This window comes from Virgibacillus sp. GM2-2 (genome assembly GCF_055329585.1).
On sequence record NZ_JBUZWC010000018.1, the window covers coordinates 1 to 16,438 of the forward strand.

The window sequence follows — 16,438 nt, forward strand, 5'->3', positions numbered from 1 at the left end:
CACTTATATTAATCATTCCTGGGTGGCTTACATTATGGTTAGCCATATTTGCTGACATGGGAGCTACCTTGATCGTTGTTCTTAATTCATTACGATTAATGAATGCGAAGTACAGTGATTAGTGGTTTCTAAAGAGGGGTAATTCGATTAAATTGAATTATCCCTCTTTTTAGATTGGATTAAGTAAAATTATTTCTAGATCATCGACATTAAAATCCAGTAAATCCACCGAACAAATAATTTGTTAAAAACGAGATGATTTTTCTCATCCAGTTAAAGTAAAGTATGATACCCATTAAAATCATTGTATAACCACCAATCTTCATGATTAGTTGACTATATTTATTAATACACCTTAACTTTCTTATAAAGAATGTTAAAAGAAGAAATGGTATGGAAAAACCAATAACATACCACATCATATAGAATAGACCTGCGCTTGGATTAGTCATCCCTAATGCGATAACAGCTGCTAAAATTGGTCCGGTACATGGTGTCCATCCAGCTGCAAATCCCATCCCTATCAAAACCGTTCCAATATAACCAGATGGTTTTTTCTTAAACTTTATCCTTTTGTCAACCATTAGAAAATCAAGTTTTAACAAACCTGTAATAACAAGGCCAAAAAAGAATATTAAAATTGCCCCTATTTGTCGTAATAGTTCTTTATTTTCAACAAAAAATGTACCTATAAAGGAACCCGATAATCCTAGAACTAAAAATATGACCGAAAATCCTAATAAAAAGAAAATTGAGTGTAAAATAGCTAGGCGCTGCATTCCTTTTTTATTGGTTAAATCTTCTACAGTCATTCCCGTTATGTATGATAAAAACGCAGGATAGATAGGTAATGTGCACGGAGATAAAAAAGATAAAAGTCCTGCAACAAACGCAAAAAGTATCGTTACATCTTGCATAGGAATGCCCCCTTCTACATTTATGGTTGAATTAATTTCATGTAATCTATTACACTTTGTTGAGTCATACTTCCTGTTATAATTTTAATTACCTTGCCATTTTTATCGATTAAATAGGTAGTAGGGATTGGACCAATTCCATATTGTTGTGTCACCGCTCCATTTCTATCCATCAATATAGGGAATGTTAAACCGTAATTATCAACGAAGCTTTGCGCGACTAAATTAGTTTCCTCAATATTTACAGCAAGGATTTCAACACCACTATCTTTTAACTTTTTATAGGCGTTCTCCATATATGGCATTTCCCGTTCACAAGGTTTGCACCATGTACCCCAAAAATTTAAAAATACCCCTTTACCTCTGTAATTTTTGAGCTGCACACGTTCACCTTGAAGCGTTTCTAATGAAAAGTTAGGTGCATAATCACCAACAATGACTGGAGAAGTGTCCTTTATTTGAGTAGAATAAATGGTATAGGCAATAGCTGATACCATAATCAGTAGCAACAGAGTTCTCAAATATTTTCTTTTTTTTCTTTTCTTCACTCTTTCTGTATTCATACATACCACCACCTAGTAGTCTTGTTAAAAATTGTATCTTTTTTCATTCTATATGTTGTTCGCAGCCAGCTACATCATTCTCTACATCTTCAAGCACTACATCAAACATAGTTAATAGATCACGAACCAACTGATTTCTCACTCGATAATAGACAAACTTTCCATCTTGTCGTCCCATAATAAGTCCACAACCTTTTAAACAAGCTAAATGTTGTGAAATGTTCGATTGATTTCCTTCAAGATCAGTGACAATTTGAGAAACAGTTTTTTCTTTTCCTTTTATGCATTCCAATATTTGAATGCGTGTCTTATGCGAGAATCCATGTAAAAATTTCATTTTTGTGTCCAAATCAACCTCTAACATGTATATCCTCCTATTATATTAGACTTTGCTAATATGATTTGCTATTATCACATTAGCAATACCTAATATGTGTGTCAATCTTATACCATTGAATATTTTTTGAACAATTCATGATTAAAACTATTACTATGAATTTTGATGGTAAAATTGTAATATCATAATAAGAGAGGTGCTTAGATGAAACAAAATAATTCACCATTTAAATTTGCTGTAATTATTACGTTAGTAGTTGTTGCTCTAGTCGCTGTTTTGATTGTTATTAATGGTGATGATACAGCAAGCGACAAAGATACACAGAACAAACAACCTTCAAGTACTGGTCAACCCACTTTAGGAGATCCTAATGCACCAGTTACAGTTGTGGAGTTTGGAGATTTCAAATGCCCTGCTTGTAAAGTTTGGGGAACAGATATTTTCCCACAACTAGTAAATGATTACGTTGAAACTGGTAAGGTAAAATTTTCTTTTATTAATGTGCTCTTTCACGGTGAAGAATCAAAATTAGCATCATTGGCAGCTGAATCGGTTTATAATCAAAATCCTGATGCATACTGGGAATTCCATAAGGCGCTTTTCAAAGCACAGCCTAGCCAAAACCATGACAGTAAATGGGTTACAACAGAAAAAATACTCGAGGTGGCGAGTGGAATTTCTGATATTGATACTAACAAACTAAAGTCACCTATTGAAAATCAGGAAGCAATAGATGAAGTGAATAAGGATGCAGAATTGGTAACCGACTTTGGTGTCGAACTTACACCAACAATCATGGTAAATGGAACCGTTATAGAGGATCCATTTGACTATGAGACAATTAAACAAGTCATAGAAAAAGAATTAGAGGACAAATAGTATATGAGTAAAACAGCTACTAATCAGCTTTTCTTATACATTGCTTGGTTGATTTCCATTGTTGCAACACTAGGAAGTTTATATTTTAGTGAAATTAGAGATTTTGTTCCATGTGAACTTTGTTGGTATCAACGTATAGTCATGTATCCCTTGGCACTAATACTTGGTATAGCTACATTTCGTAGCGATTTATCTATTAAAAAGTATGTACTACCGATGGGCGTTATAGGTGCTTCTATTTCACTTTTTCATTATTTAGAGCAGAAGGTGCCTGGTTTTGCCGAAATAAAACCATGTGCGAATGGTGTTCCTTGTAGTGTAGAATATATCAATTGGCTTGGATTTATCACAATACCCTTTCTTGCACTAACCGCGTTTATAACGATTATTCTTTTTGTAATTTTCATAAAACTACGTGATTAACTAGAAAGAGATGTGCTACTCATAATTGAGTGCACATCTTTTTGTTTGGTAATAAATAATTATTTTTCTCTCGAAGACGTTTTGTGTCCTTCTGGAGTAAATTTTTTACATTTGTCTCATTTCCAATATGATGTAATCTTTAGTACATTAATTTATAACGACTGTTACAAATGGAGTGAAACAATGAAAACCAATGAATGGCTATTGTTAACGTATAAAGTACCATCCGAACCCTCCAAAAACAGGGCTGCAATATGGCGTCAAATCAAAGGGCTTGGTGCGATATACATTCAAAAGGGGGTATGTATCGTACCGAAAACAGAAGAACATAAAAGGCATTTTAAAATCATTCAGAAAGAGATTACGTATATAAAAGGTGAAGCTTTTCTCTTAGAAACTGTTGGTTTCGATCAAAAGGAAGAAGAGCACATTATCTCACGCTTTAATGATGATCGTAATGCTGAATACCAAGAATTTTTGGGGCGGTGTGAGGGGTTTTTTGAAGAAATCAGGACGGAAACGGAAAACCAACATTTTATCTATGCAGAAGTACAAGAAAATGATGAGGACCTACAGAAATTGAAGCGTTGGCTGGAGAAAATAAAAAAACTTGATTTTTATGGTGCCCCCCTTTTAGCAGAGGCCGAGAAACAACTTAGCCATTGTGAAAAAATGCTTGAAGAATTTGCACAAAAGGTTTTTCATGCGGAAGAAAACGTTTAAAGCTTAAGGGGGAAGGAATTTGTGAAGTCTCTATATAAACCCCAACTGAATTCAATCGTTCGTTTGGCTGTCCCAACAATAATAGAAAGTTTTCTGTTTAGTATTGTTGGTGTGGTGGACATCTTTTTTGTTGTAAAGTTGGGATTAGTGGAAGTCACTGCCGTGAGGGTAGCGACGACGACCCTCCAAATTTATATTGCGGTTTTTATTTCGCTCGGGACTGCTGCAACCATTTTGGTATCCCGTTCAATTGGAGAGAAACGTGTAAAGATTATTATTCCCCAGACGATTTATATCTCAGCAATCATTGGAATGGTGACAGGTATCGTTTCCTTTGTTTTTGCGGAACCCATGCTTCAGCTAATGGGTACCGAATCAGAAGCCTTGTCTAGTGCAACCCTCTATTTCCGTATTGTTGCAACCTTTTCTGTCGTCATTTCACTCCAGACCGTATTGGGTAGTATATTACGTGGCGCCGGAGATACAAAATCTCCGTTAAAAGCCGGTTTGTGGATGAATGGGGTTCACCTCGTCTTGGATTATGTGCTTATTTTTGGTTTATGGTCCTTTCCCGGCTTTGGTTTAAAAGGGGCAGCAATTGCAACGGTTTTAGCTCGACTTACCGGTGTCTTTCTACTGATGTTTTATCTTTTCAAAAAACAAAAGATAATTGCCCCTCTAAAAATTCTGGTTGGAAATGGCAATGGTCCATTCAAAAAAGGGTCATTCGGTTTAGTTATCCGGCAGCCATTGAAAGACTGTTTAAGCGAACTGGACAGATACTGTACTTCGGGATGATCGTTCGTATGGGAACTTTGATGTTTGCTGCACATCGCTTGGCAGGGAACTTTACGATTTTTACTGATGTCGTTGGAGCTGGTCTGTCGGTTGCTGCCACGACGTTAATTGGACAGCATTTAGGAAAAAAACAAGAATCACAAGCCAAAAGTTATGTTCTTACTACGATGATTCTAACGATTTGCAGTATGACAGGTATTTTGTTGATTCTCTTTTTATTTATTAAACCAGGAGCCTCACTTTTTACAGATAACTCTTTTGTCATTCAGCAAATTGCTTGGGTGATTGGGATTGATGTCATCACGCAACCTGCAACAGCTGTCGTCCTTATTCTTACCGCAGCCTTACAGGCCGGCGGAGATACGAAATTCCCTATGTATGTAACGGGGGTTGGGATTTGGATTTTTCGAACGTTAGGTGTCTATATTTTTGGGCTATATCAGGGTTGGGGTCTTCCAGGGGCTTGGTTTGCAATCTTACTGGATAATTACTTCCGAGCAGCGGTGCTATTCTGGCGATATCGAAAAGGAAAATGGATCAAAGCGGTGTAATTATCGTGACAGGAGGGTCATTTGATGGGTAATGGAAAGGTTTTAGAACAAGTAAAAGCCTATGCCAAAAGATTAAAGAGAGAATTGTTTGTTCTTTACTTTGCTTATAAAGATCATCGCGTCCCTTGGTACGCGAAAGTATTTTCCATATGTATTGTAGCTTATGCGTTTAGTCCGATCGATTTAATTCCTGATTTTATACCAGTGTTAGGCTACCTTGACGAGCTCATTCTTATCCCGTTAGGTATTTCACTAGCGCTAAAAATGATACCAGATTCGGTCGTAGACGATTTAAGAGTTAAGGCTGATGAAATGGAGCAAAAAGAAAAACCAAGAAACTGGTTCGTAGGAATCTTGTTTATTTTTATATGGATTGTGCTTGCTTTATGGGTTGGTCAGATGATCTATCGTCTATTGAATTAAAATGAAAGTAATGAATCAACTGGATGGTGGAATAATGTTCATCGATACTCTTTACTGATACAGGAATAGTGACACTTGCATTCCCCCCTTTTTCAAAGGGTTCCGACAACCATACCCAAAAACGCTAACAATATCCCGGCTGAATAGCTGATAGCTAGGTAAATCACGAGGACCTTCCATTCCTTTTTAAGACACAGTTGAACATTTTCTAACTTAAATGTTGAGAAAGTGGCAAAAGCCCCCATAAAACCGGTTCTAAATAGCAATTCCCACGATGATTTCCAACCGTTTCCGATAATCAATCCAAGTAAAAATGCGCCGATTAGGTTGACAGTCAGTGTACCGTAAGGAAAAACAAAGTCAAAATGCCGGTTGACCCATTTACTCATTCCGAAACGTGACATTGCTCCAAAAAAACCGCCAATGGCGACAAGAGCACTATTCAAAATCATGATTTTTGGCCCTCCTTTGGCTAGTTTGAAACAAATAGTCTCCCGTTTTATAGCCAAGCCATGCCGTCAACAGGCCACCCCACAAACTTAATAATACATAAAGGATCGCTGTCCCCCAGCGATAGGATTGAATCAACGTCACAGTCTCCACGCTGAATGTCGAAAACGTCGTAAATGAACCAATCAACCCCGTTCCGAGGGCTGTTACAATATAGGGACGGATGGATTCTATTCTTGCTATGCGGGTAGTAAACCATCCAAGTACAAAACATCCGACCATATTGGCTAAAAATGTACCCAGAGGAAAATGACCCATCCACCAAAATCAAACTATCACCCCAACGAAATAACGAAGTAATGCACCAATAATCCCGGCAAAACCAACTACTAAATAAGTCATTTGTTGTTGTACGACTCCTTTTCTGCCTTTATCGATGTTTTAGCTAAATAATCAAACTCCTACCACCAAAATGTGGTAGGAGTCATCAGCCTTATGGCAATTCGGGCGAACTCCATCGCCTATCAATTTGATATAATATTACTACAATGACAAGGTAAAATCAACTGTGACACAGTATAAGAACATTTTGATTTAATAGACTTGACATTTATTTCGATATATCCTTTCATTTACATCAATTTTATTCTTGACTTTGAATTGAGAGATGAACCCATATTTTGGAGAGATAATCCATATGTGAACGGTGTGCTTGCAATGCAGAATAATATCAATTAGCCTTGATTTATCACAATTCCCTTTCTTGCACAAACTGGATTTATATTAAATTACTATCTTTAGGATCTTCATACTACTCGATTAACTGAAAACTTTCAAGACTTACTGAACACCAATCATGATTCCTAGGTATAGAGAAATAACCATTAACAAAGAAGTAAACATTGAAACTAATAATGACCTTCTTACGACTGCTGCAAAAAGTGTTACAGCAAGGAAAATAGCACATAACCCAAATAATACATAACTTTCAAGCCTAAAAGACATCGCTACATTAAATATTGCTAAACTATTTGCTTGTTGATAAGCATTAAGTATATCCCCATTATAAAGAGCTTTAAAAAGTGGTGAAGCTCCTTCTGTCTTTAATAAACTATAAATTTGATGTGGTGGCCAAGATTGACCCATAAATGCTGTCAATCCAAACACAATTAATGCATACACACTTTCCAACCGTGCCCATTTGAGTGGATTATATGAATCTATGTCATATTTTCTCCAAAAAAGTACACCATTGATACATGCAAATAGCACTAATGAAATGATAAATATGTGTTTTAACAGTAATGCTTGTCCGTAATTAACAAGAAGACTGTTTTGATAATCTTGAAAAATATATGGGCTTGGATCATCATTTGAATTAATATCAATTCCCATAGTGAAATAGCCTGCCACAAACGCAATGATTAGACACGTCAATGCAACCGGAGTAAACCATTTTATAAATGCTAACCAATTGGTTTTATTCTTCCCAAACCAACTAGCGACAAATAGGATACCAATCCAAACAACGACAGATAGAAAATGAAGCGTATGAAATACAAATCCTTTCCACTCGGTAATGGTGGCCGCGTGACTGGATTGTGTATACCCAAGTAGCATTAATAATGTAAGAACTAATGTCCACATAATTAAGTGCTTTTTCTTTGTACTATTTTTATTAAGTAGAACGATCATTAGAATGACGGACACAAATGCTATAAAAATCCACGATTTTCCTATTTCAAACGTCAATATAACATTTTTTAATACAAAGGCTAGTCCTAAATTTCCCTCGGCTAGAATATTTGCTGTTTGAAACACTGGTAAAAAAGCAGCAACAGGTATAAAGAAAGAAGCTAAAAAAGGGTTTTTTTAGGTATGGATACGGGGGGTTTCTTTTTTTCTGGAACCAGTAATAAAATCAAAGAACCAATTAGAATCGCAAAACAAATATATAAAATAAATTCTGCTAGCGTTACAAAAATCATCTAACTCCCCCTATTTCTTACGTTTACCAATGAAAAACCAAGCTAGTATTGCTATTGGTGCCACTACTAGAAAGAAAATTATTCCGTTGATAAATGGTTCTCCTTTATCATTATTTTTTTCTTGATCAGATACATATTGTATTGCTTTATCCTTTTGCTTCTCAGTATTATTATTCTTCGCAGTGTTCTTATCATCTTGAGTCGTATTATCATTTGATTCAGCAGTTTTCGTTCCAACTACAGTAAAGGAATACTTACCTTCTATGGGATGACCGTCAGCACCAACAATATTCCAATTCACCTTATAAGTTCCAGGCTCAAGTGCTTTTTCATATGTAGCCTTTAGTACATTATCAGTCACCTCAATGGATGCTGGTTCCAGTTTTTTTCCTTCCACATTTATCAAATAGAGTGTACTTAAGTTTTCAATCTTGGTATTGAAAGTTAATTCTATATTTTTTATTTCTTCTTCCACACTTTCCCCTGCACCAGGGGTTGCACTCTCGATTCCTGAATGTGCACTCGTAACATTTGGGATGAATAATCCCAATAATAATGTTACAAATAGTAATAAAGGCAATCTTGTCTTAAACATGATATCTTCCTTTCTTTTTTCATCTGTATAACGATTATTATAACTTTAATTAGTGGACAAAACGTTCACATTTGTAACTGTCCGATATTCGTCTAAAAAGCACAAATAATTGAGCCCCTGTCAAATTTATCAGGGGCATGTACGTGTGACCTACTATTTTAAAATCTAATGTTCATGATTGTGTGCTGATGATTCTTCATCGATTTGGCACATAAGTGAATCTCCATGAGGGTGTTCGTTATTTTCCATCTGCACCGTGACATGCCCAATGCCCTTATGCTCCAAATCGTGTTCAATTGTTCGTAATATTTGTTGACTTTCTTGGACTGATAAATTTCCATCCACGACCGCATGGCAAGAAAGTGCATTTTGACCACTAGTGATACTCCAAACGTGTAAATCATGAATACTTTTGACACCCATGATCTTTTCCATGGTATCTACAATGTCTTGTAAATCTACATTTTTTGGAGTACCTTCCATCAACACGTGGATAGCATCTTTGGTGACTTTCCAACCGCTTATCAATACAAGAACAGCTACAATTACGCTAGCAAGTGGATCAGCCCAACCCCAGTTGAAAAACATGATTAACAACGCAGCAACAATTGCACCAACAGAGCCTAATAAATCGCCCAATACATGCAGGAAAGCAGCGCGTAAATTTAAATTTTCTTTTGTATCCCCACCGCGCATTAATACCCACGCAACAATTATATTAACCAATAATCCTATAGATGCAATAATTAACATGCCTGTTGAAGCAACCTCTGGTGGATTGGTAAACCGTTGGTATGCTTCATAAAAAATGTATAGTGAAATAAGTACTAAAGTTACACCATTGAAAACAGCAGCTAATATCTCAAATCGTTTGTAACCATAAGTCTTACTATAGTTAGCTATCTTCTCTCCTAATGTAAATGCTAATAGTCCTACCCCTAACGATATGGAATCACTTAACATGTGCCCTGCATCTGACAAAAGAGCAAGACTGTTCGTAATAAATCCTCCGATTGCTTCAACAATCATATAACCGGTAATAATGAAGAAGCTAATCATTAAGGTTTTTTTGTTTGCGCCATGTGTGTGATCATGGCCATGATCATGTCCCATCTTAAAACCTCCTATACTTTTCATATATTAGTAATTGTACATATAACAATATTATTACTATATATACTTTTTAGTTATGACAAGCATGATCTATTGTTTGTCTTAACATATTCATAACATGCTCATCATCGTGCGAATAATACAAGGTTGTTCCTTCTCGACGATATTTAACTAAACGTAGATTCTTTAGAAACCGTAATTGATGCGAAACAGTTGACTGTCTAAGATGTAAATAATCCGCAATTGCGTTAACCGAATATTCTTTGTGAAAAAGCAAATGTAGAATTCGAATTCTTGTCGGATCTCCTAACGCCTTAAAAGTTTGTGATACTACAAATAACGTCTCTTCGTCTATGTCGTTATTGTTTTCACTCACGTCATTTTCTGAGTTCTCTTCCATATAATTCCTCCATCTAAAAGTTCCTGTAAATTTAATTAAATATAAAATAACTTCTTTATTTGCCTATATTAACATATGATCATATTACATACAATTATTAGCAAATATTAAGTGGTACTATAATAATTTCGCGACAATATAAATAAGTAAGGTCATTGTGAAGGAGCGATAAAATGAGTGCAGCATGGATAATCGGAGCGTTCGCTTCTGCTCTTGGTATTAGTTTCGGCGGTGTACTTGCATGGTTATTAAAAGGAATTCAACAAGGATTTGCCTTTATTTACGCACTCTGTGCAGGATTGATAATGGGTTTATTATTTTTTGAAATGATTCCAGTAAGTATTGAATTAGGAGGATGGGTTATCCTTGCTATCGGAATAATGATAGGAATATTATTTTTTCAAACCATTCATCATCTTATGGATAATGTTACAATCATCACAAGCAGTGCTCAAAAGGATATTTTTGTTCGTTCGGGAGTACTTCTTACGTTAAGTATTGCCTTTCATAATTTCCCTGTTGGCATTGCTCTTGGTCCAACAATTGGCACAGATATTGGTAGTTTGATGTTAACCACACTTGTATTACATAACATCCCAGAAGGAATAATTATATTTACACCATTGTTTTTAGCTGGATTTGGCATTCTCACTTGGTTTTTGTTTTCCATCTTTATAGCAATCCCTATTGCTCTCGGTGCCTTCGTTGGGCAACTTCTTAGTATTAGTATCCCGTCAGTACTTGCTTTTATGATAAACCTAGCAATTGCTATCATATTTATGGTAGCTATGAAGGAAATATTGGGGCATGCTATCAAAAACTCTTCCAGTTCTTATGCAATAAGTGTTGGAATGACAGGATTTGTATTAATTTACATTTATCTAAACTTTTTGGGATAATGATTAAATATGCTTATCCCATTTTACAAACAGGAAGTGTATAAACCCCTTTTCGATTGCAACTTCCGTCATTTCATACTATTATAGTGGTAGCAAGGATTATTATGTGAGGTGTAAAAGATGAAATTAGAAGTAAACGGAATTGAAGGTTCAGTTTTTGATTTGAAACCACTTGATCATTTTATGGGCGAACATGCATTCATCCGTGCAGGACAATGGGATTATGATCGTGTTACTTATGACTATAGAATTGATTCAAAAGAAAAAAATATTACATATTATATCCGTATTCTAGGTGAAGCTATAGAAGGGGATGTTGACCGTGGCAATGCGGTAATTAAACTGAAAACACCTTTATTAGGTAAACACTATTATCCTCACGGTGTTGAATATGGAGAAAATGAAAATTTCCCTAAAAGTTTAATTGAACGAGCTACTGGTATTGTGGAAAAATTAAAAGTGGATATTGAAAGCTATAAACAGTAAAATGATCAACTGCTCAGAATAATTTTGAGCAGTTGTTTTTATGAACAGTATGAATACAACTGTTCAACGTATTACCTAAGTGCTATATTCGTACTATAAGATAGAATGTGCGCTTATACAGACAGATTTCAGTAATACTTCTTTATTAATATGTAGGTAGTTGAAAGGAGAAATCTAACCACATTGTTCCGGAATATAACAAAACGCCAATGGACACTTATTTTTATCGCAATACTATTAATCCTAGCTTTATATTTTATTTTACCTATTTCTATACCATTAATCGTCGCCTTTGTTACAGCTTTGATGCTTAACCCCTTGGTTAGAATTACACAAACGCGCGGTAAATTTACCCGAAAATCGGCAGTAATCATTGTTTTTATGATCTTCCTGGTCATGGTTGGGCTTGCTGGTACATTTGTTGTTACAAAAGCTGTCACTCAAGTAGTCAATTTTGTAGAGGATGTCCCTGAACACTTCAACAACTTAAATGATATGTATGCGGAATGGGAAGCTAACTTTCAAAACTATTCCCAAAGCCTACCTCCAGAATTTGTAAAGCAAATTTCAAAAAGCCTTGAAGAAAACCTAACTTCTTTAAGTGATACAGCTAAGGAAAAAATTACAATTGATAACATTGCCGAAATTTTTGCAAAGGTGCCTCAATACTTAATTAGTTTTCTTGTATACTTAATTGCATTATTTTTGTTTATGCTTGAACTTCCGGTTTTAAAGTCGAACTTCTATAACCTTTTAACGAAAGAAACAGGGCAAAAAGTTGCTTACATGAATCAACGCTTGGCTAATGTTACATTAGGGTTTTTAAAGGCTCAGTTTCTTGTTAGTGTTATTATTTTTCTCGTATCCTTAATCGGGCTATTTATTATTGCACCTGAGGTTGCAATTATTATGTCGTTAATCATATGGATCATTGATTTTATACCTCTAATAGGGTCGATTATTATTCTTGGTCCCTGGTCTGTCTTTATGTTTTTATCAGGAGATATTTCAATGGGAATCAAGCTTGCTATATTAGCTATAATTCTACTTGCGATTAGACGTACAGTCGAACCTAAAGTAATGGGACGTCACATCGGTTTATCACCGCTCGCAACTTTAATAGCCATGTTTTTAGGAATACAGCTAATTGGAATTCTAGGATTTTTATTAGGACCCTTGTTTGTTATCACCTTTAACTCCGCTAGAGAAGCTGGGTTAATAAAATGGAATATCAAAATCTAAAAAAGTAAGAATCTAATTAGTACCATTATAGTGAAAGAAACATACGAAATATGGACCAAATCGTACTGATTTGGTCTTTTTTACTATAAAAATTAAAACTTGTATCATAAGATTATGTTCAATTGTCAAAGAAGCCGTTTATATAAAACAGTACAAATTAACTAAAGGAGAATAATGGTGATATTACTTGTATTAATTGCTCTAACAATCGGATTGTTTCTTGTATTTGATTTCCCAAGATTATTCAACTCGTTTTAAGCTAACTGAAATAATGTTCATTACTATTATTGAAAATAGAACTAATCAAAACCACCAGTGTGAACTGGTGGTTTGCTCTGCGGCTAGAAGCCTCTGTTACCGGCCTCGGCCTAAAAGGCCCACTGAATGGTTTTCCCTTTTGCACCACACTCACTCGCTGATTCTTAAAGAATCTCTTATTTCTCTTTATTTTTCTTTCCTGTGAAAGGGTCGAATTCCTCAAATAAAGTTAACTGATCGCTCATATAGTCTTCTCTGAGCTGATTCCGTATATATTCTTGAATTTGATTTTTATTTCTTCCCACTGTATCTACAAAGAAGCCTCGACACCAGAATTTGCGGTTGCCATATCTATTCTTTAAATTGGCGTGTCGATCAAAAATCATTAAACTACTTTTTCCTTTTAAATATCCCATGAATTGAGACACACTCAACTTGGGTGGTATACTGACTAACATATTAATGTGGTCTTTGCATGCATTTGCTTCATGTATGTCAACATTTTTTCTTTCGCAAAGTTCCCTTATTATTTCTCCTATACTTTTTTATTTTCCATATATTATTTGCCTTCTATATTTCGGTGCAAAAACAAGATGATACTTACATCTCCACTGTGTATGTGCTAAACTGTTCTTGTCCTACATTGGACATGCCTCCTTATATGGCGAGATTTGGTGGTCGGGAAACCAACCTTATCTTACCATGAAGAGAGGCTTTTTTTGACCCCACGCTAGAAGCTCTATGGAACCCCCGGCATAGCCGGGGGTTTTCAAAGACCATAAAAATGAAAACGCATGGATCCAATTGGATCCATGCGTTTTATCTGTTAGTATTTAGCACTGTTACTATTTTGCTTCAAGGCACCGGAAATTATTATCCTCCTAAAATAGCCTTCAGCATACTTGTCGTTTCTCCACCTTCAAATATGATATATAGTAGTAAATACACCATAATGCCAGTTATTGCGCTAAAAAACCAAATAATGCTCGTTACCGGTCCTAACTTCTGATGCAAACGAATATTTCGTTTTAATGCTAGCGTTATTGTTATAACCCCAAATATCGCACCAGTAGTAGCTAAGAAAATGTGAAAGATCAGAAAAATAGTGTAATAAATCTCAATATCCTCAGGTCCACCGAAGCTAGTGTTTCCAATAAAAGCTGTTCTGGATACATAAATAATAAAGAAAAGCAATGCACTAATAGCTGCTGCAATCATTGTTTTCTTATGTGTTTTCGGTTTCCCTTTAACAATGAAACGCCATCCAAATGCCACGAGAATGGCACTTAGAAGTATGAAAAAGGTACTGATTGTTGGTAATAATGGCATTGTTACAATTCCTCTCTTTTTCAACGAACTACTTGTTCAAGATACAAATTAGTAACTGGTTGACGACGGATCCGAAATGGGATCAACTTTCAAACTTTCTCGGTTAAACCACTTAAAGAATATACGTGCTAATATAAATCCGTACGTAGCTTCTTGCATTAATTTCATGATGATACCACCTAGCTGTTGATCCCCTAACGTACTCAATGGCGAAAACATTTCAGGTCCTGTAAGAGACCCAGAAATCCCCGTTAGAACATCAGCAGGTACACATAAGCTTAATGCCTGAATCCAAGAAGCACTATCACTATACGTCGCAAATATCGGCTCATCTGCAAAAATGATTAAAGCACAAGCTGGGGTAATTAACATTCCATTCGCGAATATGTATGCGATCTTTAATATAGGAGGTACTGTATCATATTCCTTGATTGGAGTAATGATAGGCCACCAAACGATAAAAGCAGTAATTAAAATGACTGTAGAAACAATTGCATGTATGATAGGTGACGATTTAGCAAAGTCAAAAACATCTGGAATATGATAAAGAGAAAATATTGAATTGAATAATAATAAAGAAATAATAGGTTTTGTTACTATTTTAAAAACTGGTTTTATTACAGGTAAAGAGATAAATTTACGCCATATCCATGCTGGTAACCCTTTAATAACAAGTATAGGGAATATCAAATAATAAATAGCCATTTGAATCATGTGTGCTGTTAGCATGATATGAGTTAGCAAATCGACTGGCGATCCCTTCACAAGATAAAGAAGAGTCATTGCACTGTAAAAACATGTTTGCTGTTTTATTGATGGCTTTTCATCTCCACCGAACTTATGTCGATACCGGACAGTTAATAAATAGTAAGTAACTGCTAGTGCTATAACAAAAATCATATAATACGGACTCCATAGACCACGGAACCCAAATATTTGCAACTCTAACCACATAATAATTCACTCCAAAATAACAGCTTGTTTTCCCTAGTATAACGCAAAATATAGTCTAACACAGTATTTTATTGTGACAAAATATAAACAATGATAATTAGCTAACTATATAGGAAAAGGCTAGGAGATGCCTAATCCCCCAGCCCTTCATCAATTTCTTACCACCAAACTAGAAGTCCTAATCCAGCTAATGTTAATATTGCTGCCCATATGCCACCATACATCATTGTGGCAGGCATTTCATGACCAGCGTGTTTCATATGCATGAAATAGTACAACTGAAAAGCAACTTGAATTATTGCCAACAAAAGAATTGTAGGAATGACATACATTTTCGGCATTAACTCACCTACTACAATACCAAATGCAATAAGTGTAAAGAAAATCATCAAAGCAAAAGTTATTAGTTGGCTTTTCATTTCTTCTTTATTTTTTCTTTTTTGAAACGTATCTACTTTGTTGGAACTGGTGTTATTAGCCATTTGTTAACCCACCTTTCCCATTAGGTAAACGACAGTAAAGATGAATACCCATACAACGTCTATAAAGTGCCAATAAAGACTTACAACATAAAATTTTGGTGCGTTATATAAGTTTAATCCACGTTTTGCATTACGAACTAGTAATGCTGTCATCCAGCATAGTCCAAATAATACGTGTCCCCCATGAAATCCAACCAAAGTATAAAAGGCGGAACCAAAAGCAGAAGACCTAAACGTAAAGTCATATTCATGAATATAATGCGTAAACTCGTAAATTTCACAACCCAAGAAAGCTAGGCCAAGAACAATTGTAATGACAAACCATATTGTCATTTTACCAAAGTTATTGTTCTTCATATGATATATAGCGTATACACTTGTCAATGAACTTGTTAATAGAAGAATTGTCATTATAAAGACTAATTCTAAACCAAATAATTCATTAGCAGCTGGTCCCCCTGCAGTTGAATTACGTAATGCAAGATAAGTACCAAATAAACTTGCGAAAAGTACAGTTTCCCCACCTAGAAAGAACCAAAATCCTATAAACTTATTCTTACCTTCAAGGGTGGCCTTTTCTGGTTCATTTGGCATTGTTTCTGGATTTAAGGAATGATCGTGACTCATA

At 35.3% G+C, this 16,438-nt stretch carries 22 protein-coding genes, 2 pseudogenes and 1 riboswitch; of the genes and pseudogenes, 9 read left to right on the forward strand and 15 right to left on the reverse strand.

Annotated elements, in window-relative coordinates; translation table 11 throughout:
• Positions 1 to 209: 209 nt before the first annotated feature.
• The 3 genes from ACY9Z2_RS16365 to ACY9Z2_RS16375 are packed head-to-tail and all read right to left on the reverse strand — an operon-like array spanning position 210 to position 1,844.
• Positions 210 to 917 carry a cytochrome c biogenesis CcdA family protein gene (locus ACY9Z2_RS16365; protein ID WP_463610739.1) on the reverse strand — a complete coding sequence of 236 codons (708 nt, stop codon included), beginning with the start codon at positions 915 to 917 and terminating at the stop codon, positions 210 to 212.
• A gap of 20 nt (positions 918 to 937) precedes the next feature.
• Positions 938 to 1,480 carry a thiol-disulfide oxidoreductase ResA gene (gene resA, locus ACY9Z2_RS16370; protein ID WP_463610740.1) on the reverse strand — a complete coding sequence of 181 codons (543 nt, stop codon included), beginning with the start codon at positions 1,478 to 1,480 and terminating at the stop codon, positions 938 to 940.
• Positions 1,481 to 1,523: 43 nt separating this feature from the next.
• Positions 1,524 to 1,844: an ArsR/SmtB family transcription factor gene (locus tag ACY9Z2_RS16375; RefSeq protein ID WP_463610741.1), complete on the reverse strand. Its 321-nt coding sequence runs from the start codon at positions 1,842 to 1,844 to the stop codon at positions 1,524 to 1,526.
• A 177-nt stretch (positions 1,845 to 2,021) separates the two neighbouring features.
• Between ACY9Z2_RS16375 and ACY9Z2_RS16380 the strand changes: the two genes are divergently transcribed.
• From ACY9Z2_RS16380 to ACY9Z2_RS16405, 6 genes are all read left to right on the forward strand, one after another.
• Positions 2,022 to 2,696, forward strand: coding sequence for a DsbA family protein (locus ACY9Z2_RS16380; RefSeq protein ID WP_463610742.1), 675 nt, complete (start codon positions 2,022 to 2,024; stop codon positions 2,694 to 2,696).
• A 3-nt stretch (positions 2,697 to 2,699) separates the two neighbouring features.
• The gene (locus ACY9Z2_RS16385; protein WP_463610743.1) at positions 2,700 to 3,119 is read left to right on the forward strand and encodes a disulfide oxidoreductase; all 420 of its coding nucleotides are present in this window, start codon (positions 2,700 to 2,702) and stop codon (positions 3,117 to 3,119) included.
• Between the two features lie 183 nt (positions 3,120 to 3,302).
• Positions 3,303 to 3,842, forward strand: coding sequence for a Chromate resistance protein ChrB (locus ACY9Z2_RS16390; protein ID WP_463610744.1), 540 nt, complete (start codon positions 3,303 to 3,305; stop codon positions 3,840 to 3,842).
• Positions 3,843 to 3,863: 21 nt separating this feature from the next.
• Positions 3,864 to 4,640: an MATE family efflux transporter gene (locus ACY9Z2_RS16395; RefSeq protein ID WP_463610745.1), complete on the forward strand. Its 777-nt coding sequence runs from the start codon at positions 3,864 to 3,866 to the stop codon at positions 4,638 to 4,640.
• Entirely contained in the window at positions 4,637 to 5,191 is a 555-nt protein-coding gene (locus ACY9Z2_RS16400; protein WP_463610746.1) for an MATE family efflux transporter, read from the forward strand. The genes ACY9Z2_RS16395 and ACY9Z2_RS16400 overlap by 4 nt, the downstream gene beginning before the upstream one ends.
• Before the next feature lie 24 nt (positions 5,192 to 5,215).
• Positions 5,216 to 5,614: a YkvA family protein gene (locus tag ACY9Z2_RS16405; protein WP_463610747.1), complete on the forward strand. Its 399-nt coding sequence runs from the start codon at positions 5,216 to 5,218 to the stop codon at positions 5,612 to 5,614.
• 92 nt (positions 5,615 to 5,706) lie between these two features.
• On the opposite strand, the gene crcB (ACY9Z2_RS16410) is transcribed toward ACY9Z2_RS16405, so the two are convergent.
• The 7 genes and pseudogenes from crcB (ACY9Z2_RS16410) to ACY9Z2_RS16440 form a co-directional block, all read right to left on the reverse strand.
• On the reverse strand, positions 5,707 to 6,063 hold the full coding sequence (gene crcB / locus ACY9Z2_RS16410; protein ID WP_463610816.1) for a fluoride efflux transporter CrcB: 357 nt from the start codon (positions 6,061 to 6,063) through the stop codon (positions 5,707 to 5,709).
• Positions 6,053 to 6,466, reverse strand: a pseudogene (gene crcB / locus ACY9Z2_RS16415) (fluoride efflux transporter CrcB). Before crcB (ACY9Z2_RS16415) ends, crcB (ACY9Z2_RS16410) begins: the two are co-directional and overlap by 11 nt.
• Positions 6,467 to 6,535: 69 nt before the next feature.
• A riboswitch (Fluoride riboswitch) is annotated at positions 6,536 to 6,595 on the reverse strand.
• A 309-nt stretch (positions 6,596 to 6,904) separates the two neighbouring features.
• A complete protein-coding gene (locus ACY9Z2_RS16420; protein WP_463610748.1) occupies positions 6,905 to 7,816 on the reverse strand; it encodes a copper resistance D family protein in 912 nt (303 codons plus the stop codon).
• 104 nt (positions 7,817 to 7,920) lie between these two features.
• Entirely contained in the window at positions 7,921 to 8,052 is a 132-nt protein-coding gene (locus ACY9Z2_RS16425; protein WP_463610749.1) for a hypothetical protein, read from the reverse strand.
• A 10-nt stretch (positions 8,053 to 8,062) separates the two neighbouring features.
• Positions 8,063 to 8,647 (reverse strand): copper resistance CopC family protein, encoded by a 585-nt coding sequence (locus tag ACY9Z2_RS16430; RefSeq protein WP_463610750.1) that lies wholly within the window; start codon positions 8,645 to 8,647, stop codon positions 8,063 to 8,065.
• A gap of 165 nt (positions 8,648 to 8,812) precedes the next feature.
• Positions 8,813 to 9,760 carry a cation diffusion facilitator family transporter gene (locus tag ACY9Z2_RS16435; RefSeq protein WP_463610751.1) on the reverse strand — a complete coding sequence of 316 codons (948 nt, stop codon included), beginning with the start codon at positions 9,758 to 9,760 and terminating at the stop codon, positions 8,813 to 8,815.
• A 70-nt stretch (positions 9,761 to 9,830) separates the two neighbouring features.
• The gene (locus ACY9Z2_RS16440; protein WP_463610752.1) at positions 9,831 to 10,160 is read right to left on the reverse strand and encodes an ArsR/SmtB family transcription factor; all 330 of its coding nucleotides are present in this window, start codon (positions 10,158 to 10,160) and stop codon (positions 9,831 to 9,833) included.
• 173 nt (positions 10,161 to 10,333) lie between these two features.
• Between ACY9Z2_RS16440 and ACY9Z2_RS16445 the strand changes: the two genes are divergently transcribed.
• The 3 genes from ACY9Z2_RS16445 (at position 10,334) to ytvI (ending at position 12,787) form a co-directional block, all read left to right on the forward strand.
• Positions 10,334 to 11,059, forward strand: coding sequence for a ZIP family metal transporter (locus tag ACY9Z2_RS16445; protein WP_463610753.1), 726 nt, complete (start codon positions 10,334 to 10,336; stop codon positions 11,057 to 11,059).
• 120 nt (positions 11,060 to 11,179) lie between these two features.
• Positions 11,180 to 11,545, forward strand: a complete 366-nt coding sequence (locus ACY9Z2_RS16450; protein WP_463610754.1) for a YugN family protein — start codon at positions 11,180 to 11,182, stop codon at positions 11,543 to 11,545.
• Between the two features lie 183 nt (positions 11,546 to 11,728).
• The gene (gene ytvI / locus ACY9Z2_RS16455; protein ID WP_463610755.1) at positions 11,729 to 12,787 is read left to right on the forward strand and encodes a sporulation integral membrane protein YtvI; all 1,059 of its coding nucleotides are present in this window, start codon (positions 11,729 to 11,731) and stop codon (positions 12,785 to 12,787) included.
• Between the two features lie 434 nt (positions 12,788 to 13,221).
• Here ytvI and tnpA read toward each other — a convergent pair.
• From tnpA to ACY9Z2_RS16480, 5 genes and pseudogenes are all read right to left on the reverse strand, one after another.
• Positions 13,222 to 13,683: pseudogene (gene tnpA, locus ACY9Z2_RS16460) on the reverse strand (IS200/IS605 family transposase); the annotation flags it as partial.
• Positions 13,684 to 13,918: 235 nt separating this feature from the next.
• Positions 13,919 to 14,374 carry a DUF420 domain-containing protein gene (locus tag ACY9Z2_RS16465; protein WP_463610756.1) on the reverse strand — a complete coding sequence of 152 codons (456 nt, stop codon included), beginning with the start codon at positions 14,372 to 14,374 and terminating at the stop codon, positions 13,919 to 13,921.
• Between the two features lie 48 nt (positions 14,375 to 14,422).
• Positions 14,423 to 15,328 (reverse strand): cytochrome c oxidase assembly factor CtaG, encoded by a 906-nt coding sequence (ctaG, locus tag ACY9Z2_RS16470; protein WP_463610757.1) that lies wholly within the window; start codon positions 15,326 to 15,328, stop codon positions 14,423 to 14,425.
• A 158-nt stretch (positions 15,329 to 15,486) separates the two neighbouring features.
• Entirely contained in the window at positions 15,487 to 15,810 is a 324-nt protein-coding gene (gene ctaF / locus ACY9Z2_RS16475; RefSeq protein ID WP_463610758.1) for a cytochrome c oxidase subunit IVB, read from the reverse strand.
• Positions 15,811 to 15,813: 3 nt separating this feature from the next.
• On the reverse strand, positions 15,814 to 16,437 hold the full coding sequence (locus tag ACY9Z2_RS16480) for a cytochrome (ubi)quinol oxidase subunit III (protein WP_463610759.1): 624 nt from the start codon (positions 16,435 to 16,437) through the stop codon (positions 15,814 to 15,816).
• Position 16,438 lies beyond the last annotated feature (1 nt).

Excerpts from the sequence above, each read along its gene's own strand:
- ACY9Z2_RS16400 (WP_463610746.1), top strand. The coding sequence starts at position 4,637 with ATGATCGTTCGTATGGGAACTTTGATGTTTGCTGCACATCGCTTGGCA.
- ACY9Z2_RS16380 (WP_463610742.1), top strand. The coding sequence starts at position 2,022 with ATGAAACAAAATAATTCACCATTTAAATTTGCTGTAATTATTACGTTA.
- ACY9Z2_RS16425 (WP_463610749.1), bottom strand. The coding sequence starts at position 8,052 with ATGATTTTTGTAACGCTAGCAGAATTTATTTTATATATTTGTTTTGCG.
- ACY9Z2_RS16440 (WP_463610752.1), bottom strand. The coding sequence starts at position 10,160 with ATGGAAGAGAACTCAGAAAATGACGTGAGTGAAAACAATAACGACATA.
- ACY9Z2_RS16465 (WP_463610756.1), bottom strand. The coding sequence starts at position 14,374 with ATGCCATTATTACCAACAATCAGTACCTTTTTCATACTTCTAAGTGCC.
- ACY9Z2_RS16450 (WP_463610754.1), top strand. The coding sequence starts at position 11,180 with ATGAAATTAGAAGTAAACGGAATTGAAGGTTCAGTTTTTGATTTGAAA.
- ACY9Z2_RS16480 (WP_463610759.1), bottom strand. The coding sequence starts at position 16,437 with ATGAGTCACGATCATTCCTTAAATCCAGAAACAATGCCAAATGAACCA.
- ACY9Z2_RS16365 (WP_463610739.1), bottom strand. The coding sequence starts at position 917 with ATGCAAGATGTAACGATACTTTTTGCGTTTGTTGCAGGACTTTTATCT.
- ACY9Z2_RS16390 (WP_463610744.1), top strand. The coding sequence starts at position 3,303 with ATGAAAACCAATGAATGGCTATTGTTAACGTATAAAGTACCATCCGAA.
- ACY9Z2_RS16435 (WP_463610751.1), bottom strand. The coding sequence starts at position 9,760 with ATGGGACATGATCATGGCCATGATCACACACATGGCGCAAACAAAAAA.
- resA (WP_463610740.1), bottom strand. The coding sequence starts at position 1,480 with ATGAATACAGAAAGAGTGAAGAAAAGAAAAAAAAGAAAATATTTGAGA.
- ACY9Z2_RS16430 (WP_463610750.1), bottom strand. The coding sequence starts at position 8,647 with ATGTTTAAGACAAGATTGCCTTTATTACTATTTGTAACATTATTATTG.
- ctaG (WP_463610757.1), bottom strand. The coding sequence starts at position 15,328 with ATGTGGTTAGAGTTGCAAATATTTGGGTTCCGTGGTCTATGGAGTCCG.
- ctaF (WP_463610758.1), bottom strand. The coding sequence starts at position 15,810 with ATGGCTAATAACACCAGTTCCAACAAAGTAGATACGTTTCAAAAAAGA.
- ACY9Z2_RS16375 (WP_463610741.1), bottom strand. The coding sequence starts at position 1,844 with ATGTTAGAGGTTGATTTGGACACAAAAATGAAATTTTTACATGGATTC.
- ACY9Z2_RS16405 (WP_463610747.1), top strand. The coding sequence starts at position 5,216 with ATGGGTAATGGAAAGGTTTTAGAACAAGTAAAAGCCTATGCCAAAAGA.
- ACY9Z2_RS16445 (WP_463610753.1), top strand. The coding sequence starts at position 10,334 with ATGAGTGCAGCATGGATAATCGGAGCGTTCGCTTCTGCTCTTGGTATT.
- ACY9Z2_RS16385 (WP_463610743.1), top strand. The coding sequence starts at position 2,700 with ATGAGTAAAACAGCTACTAATCAGCTTTTCTTATACATTGCTTGGTTG.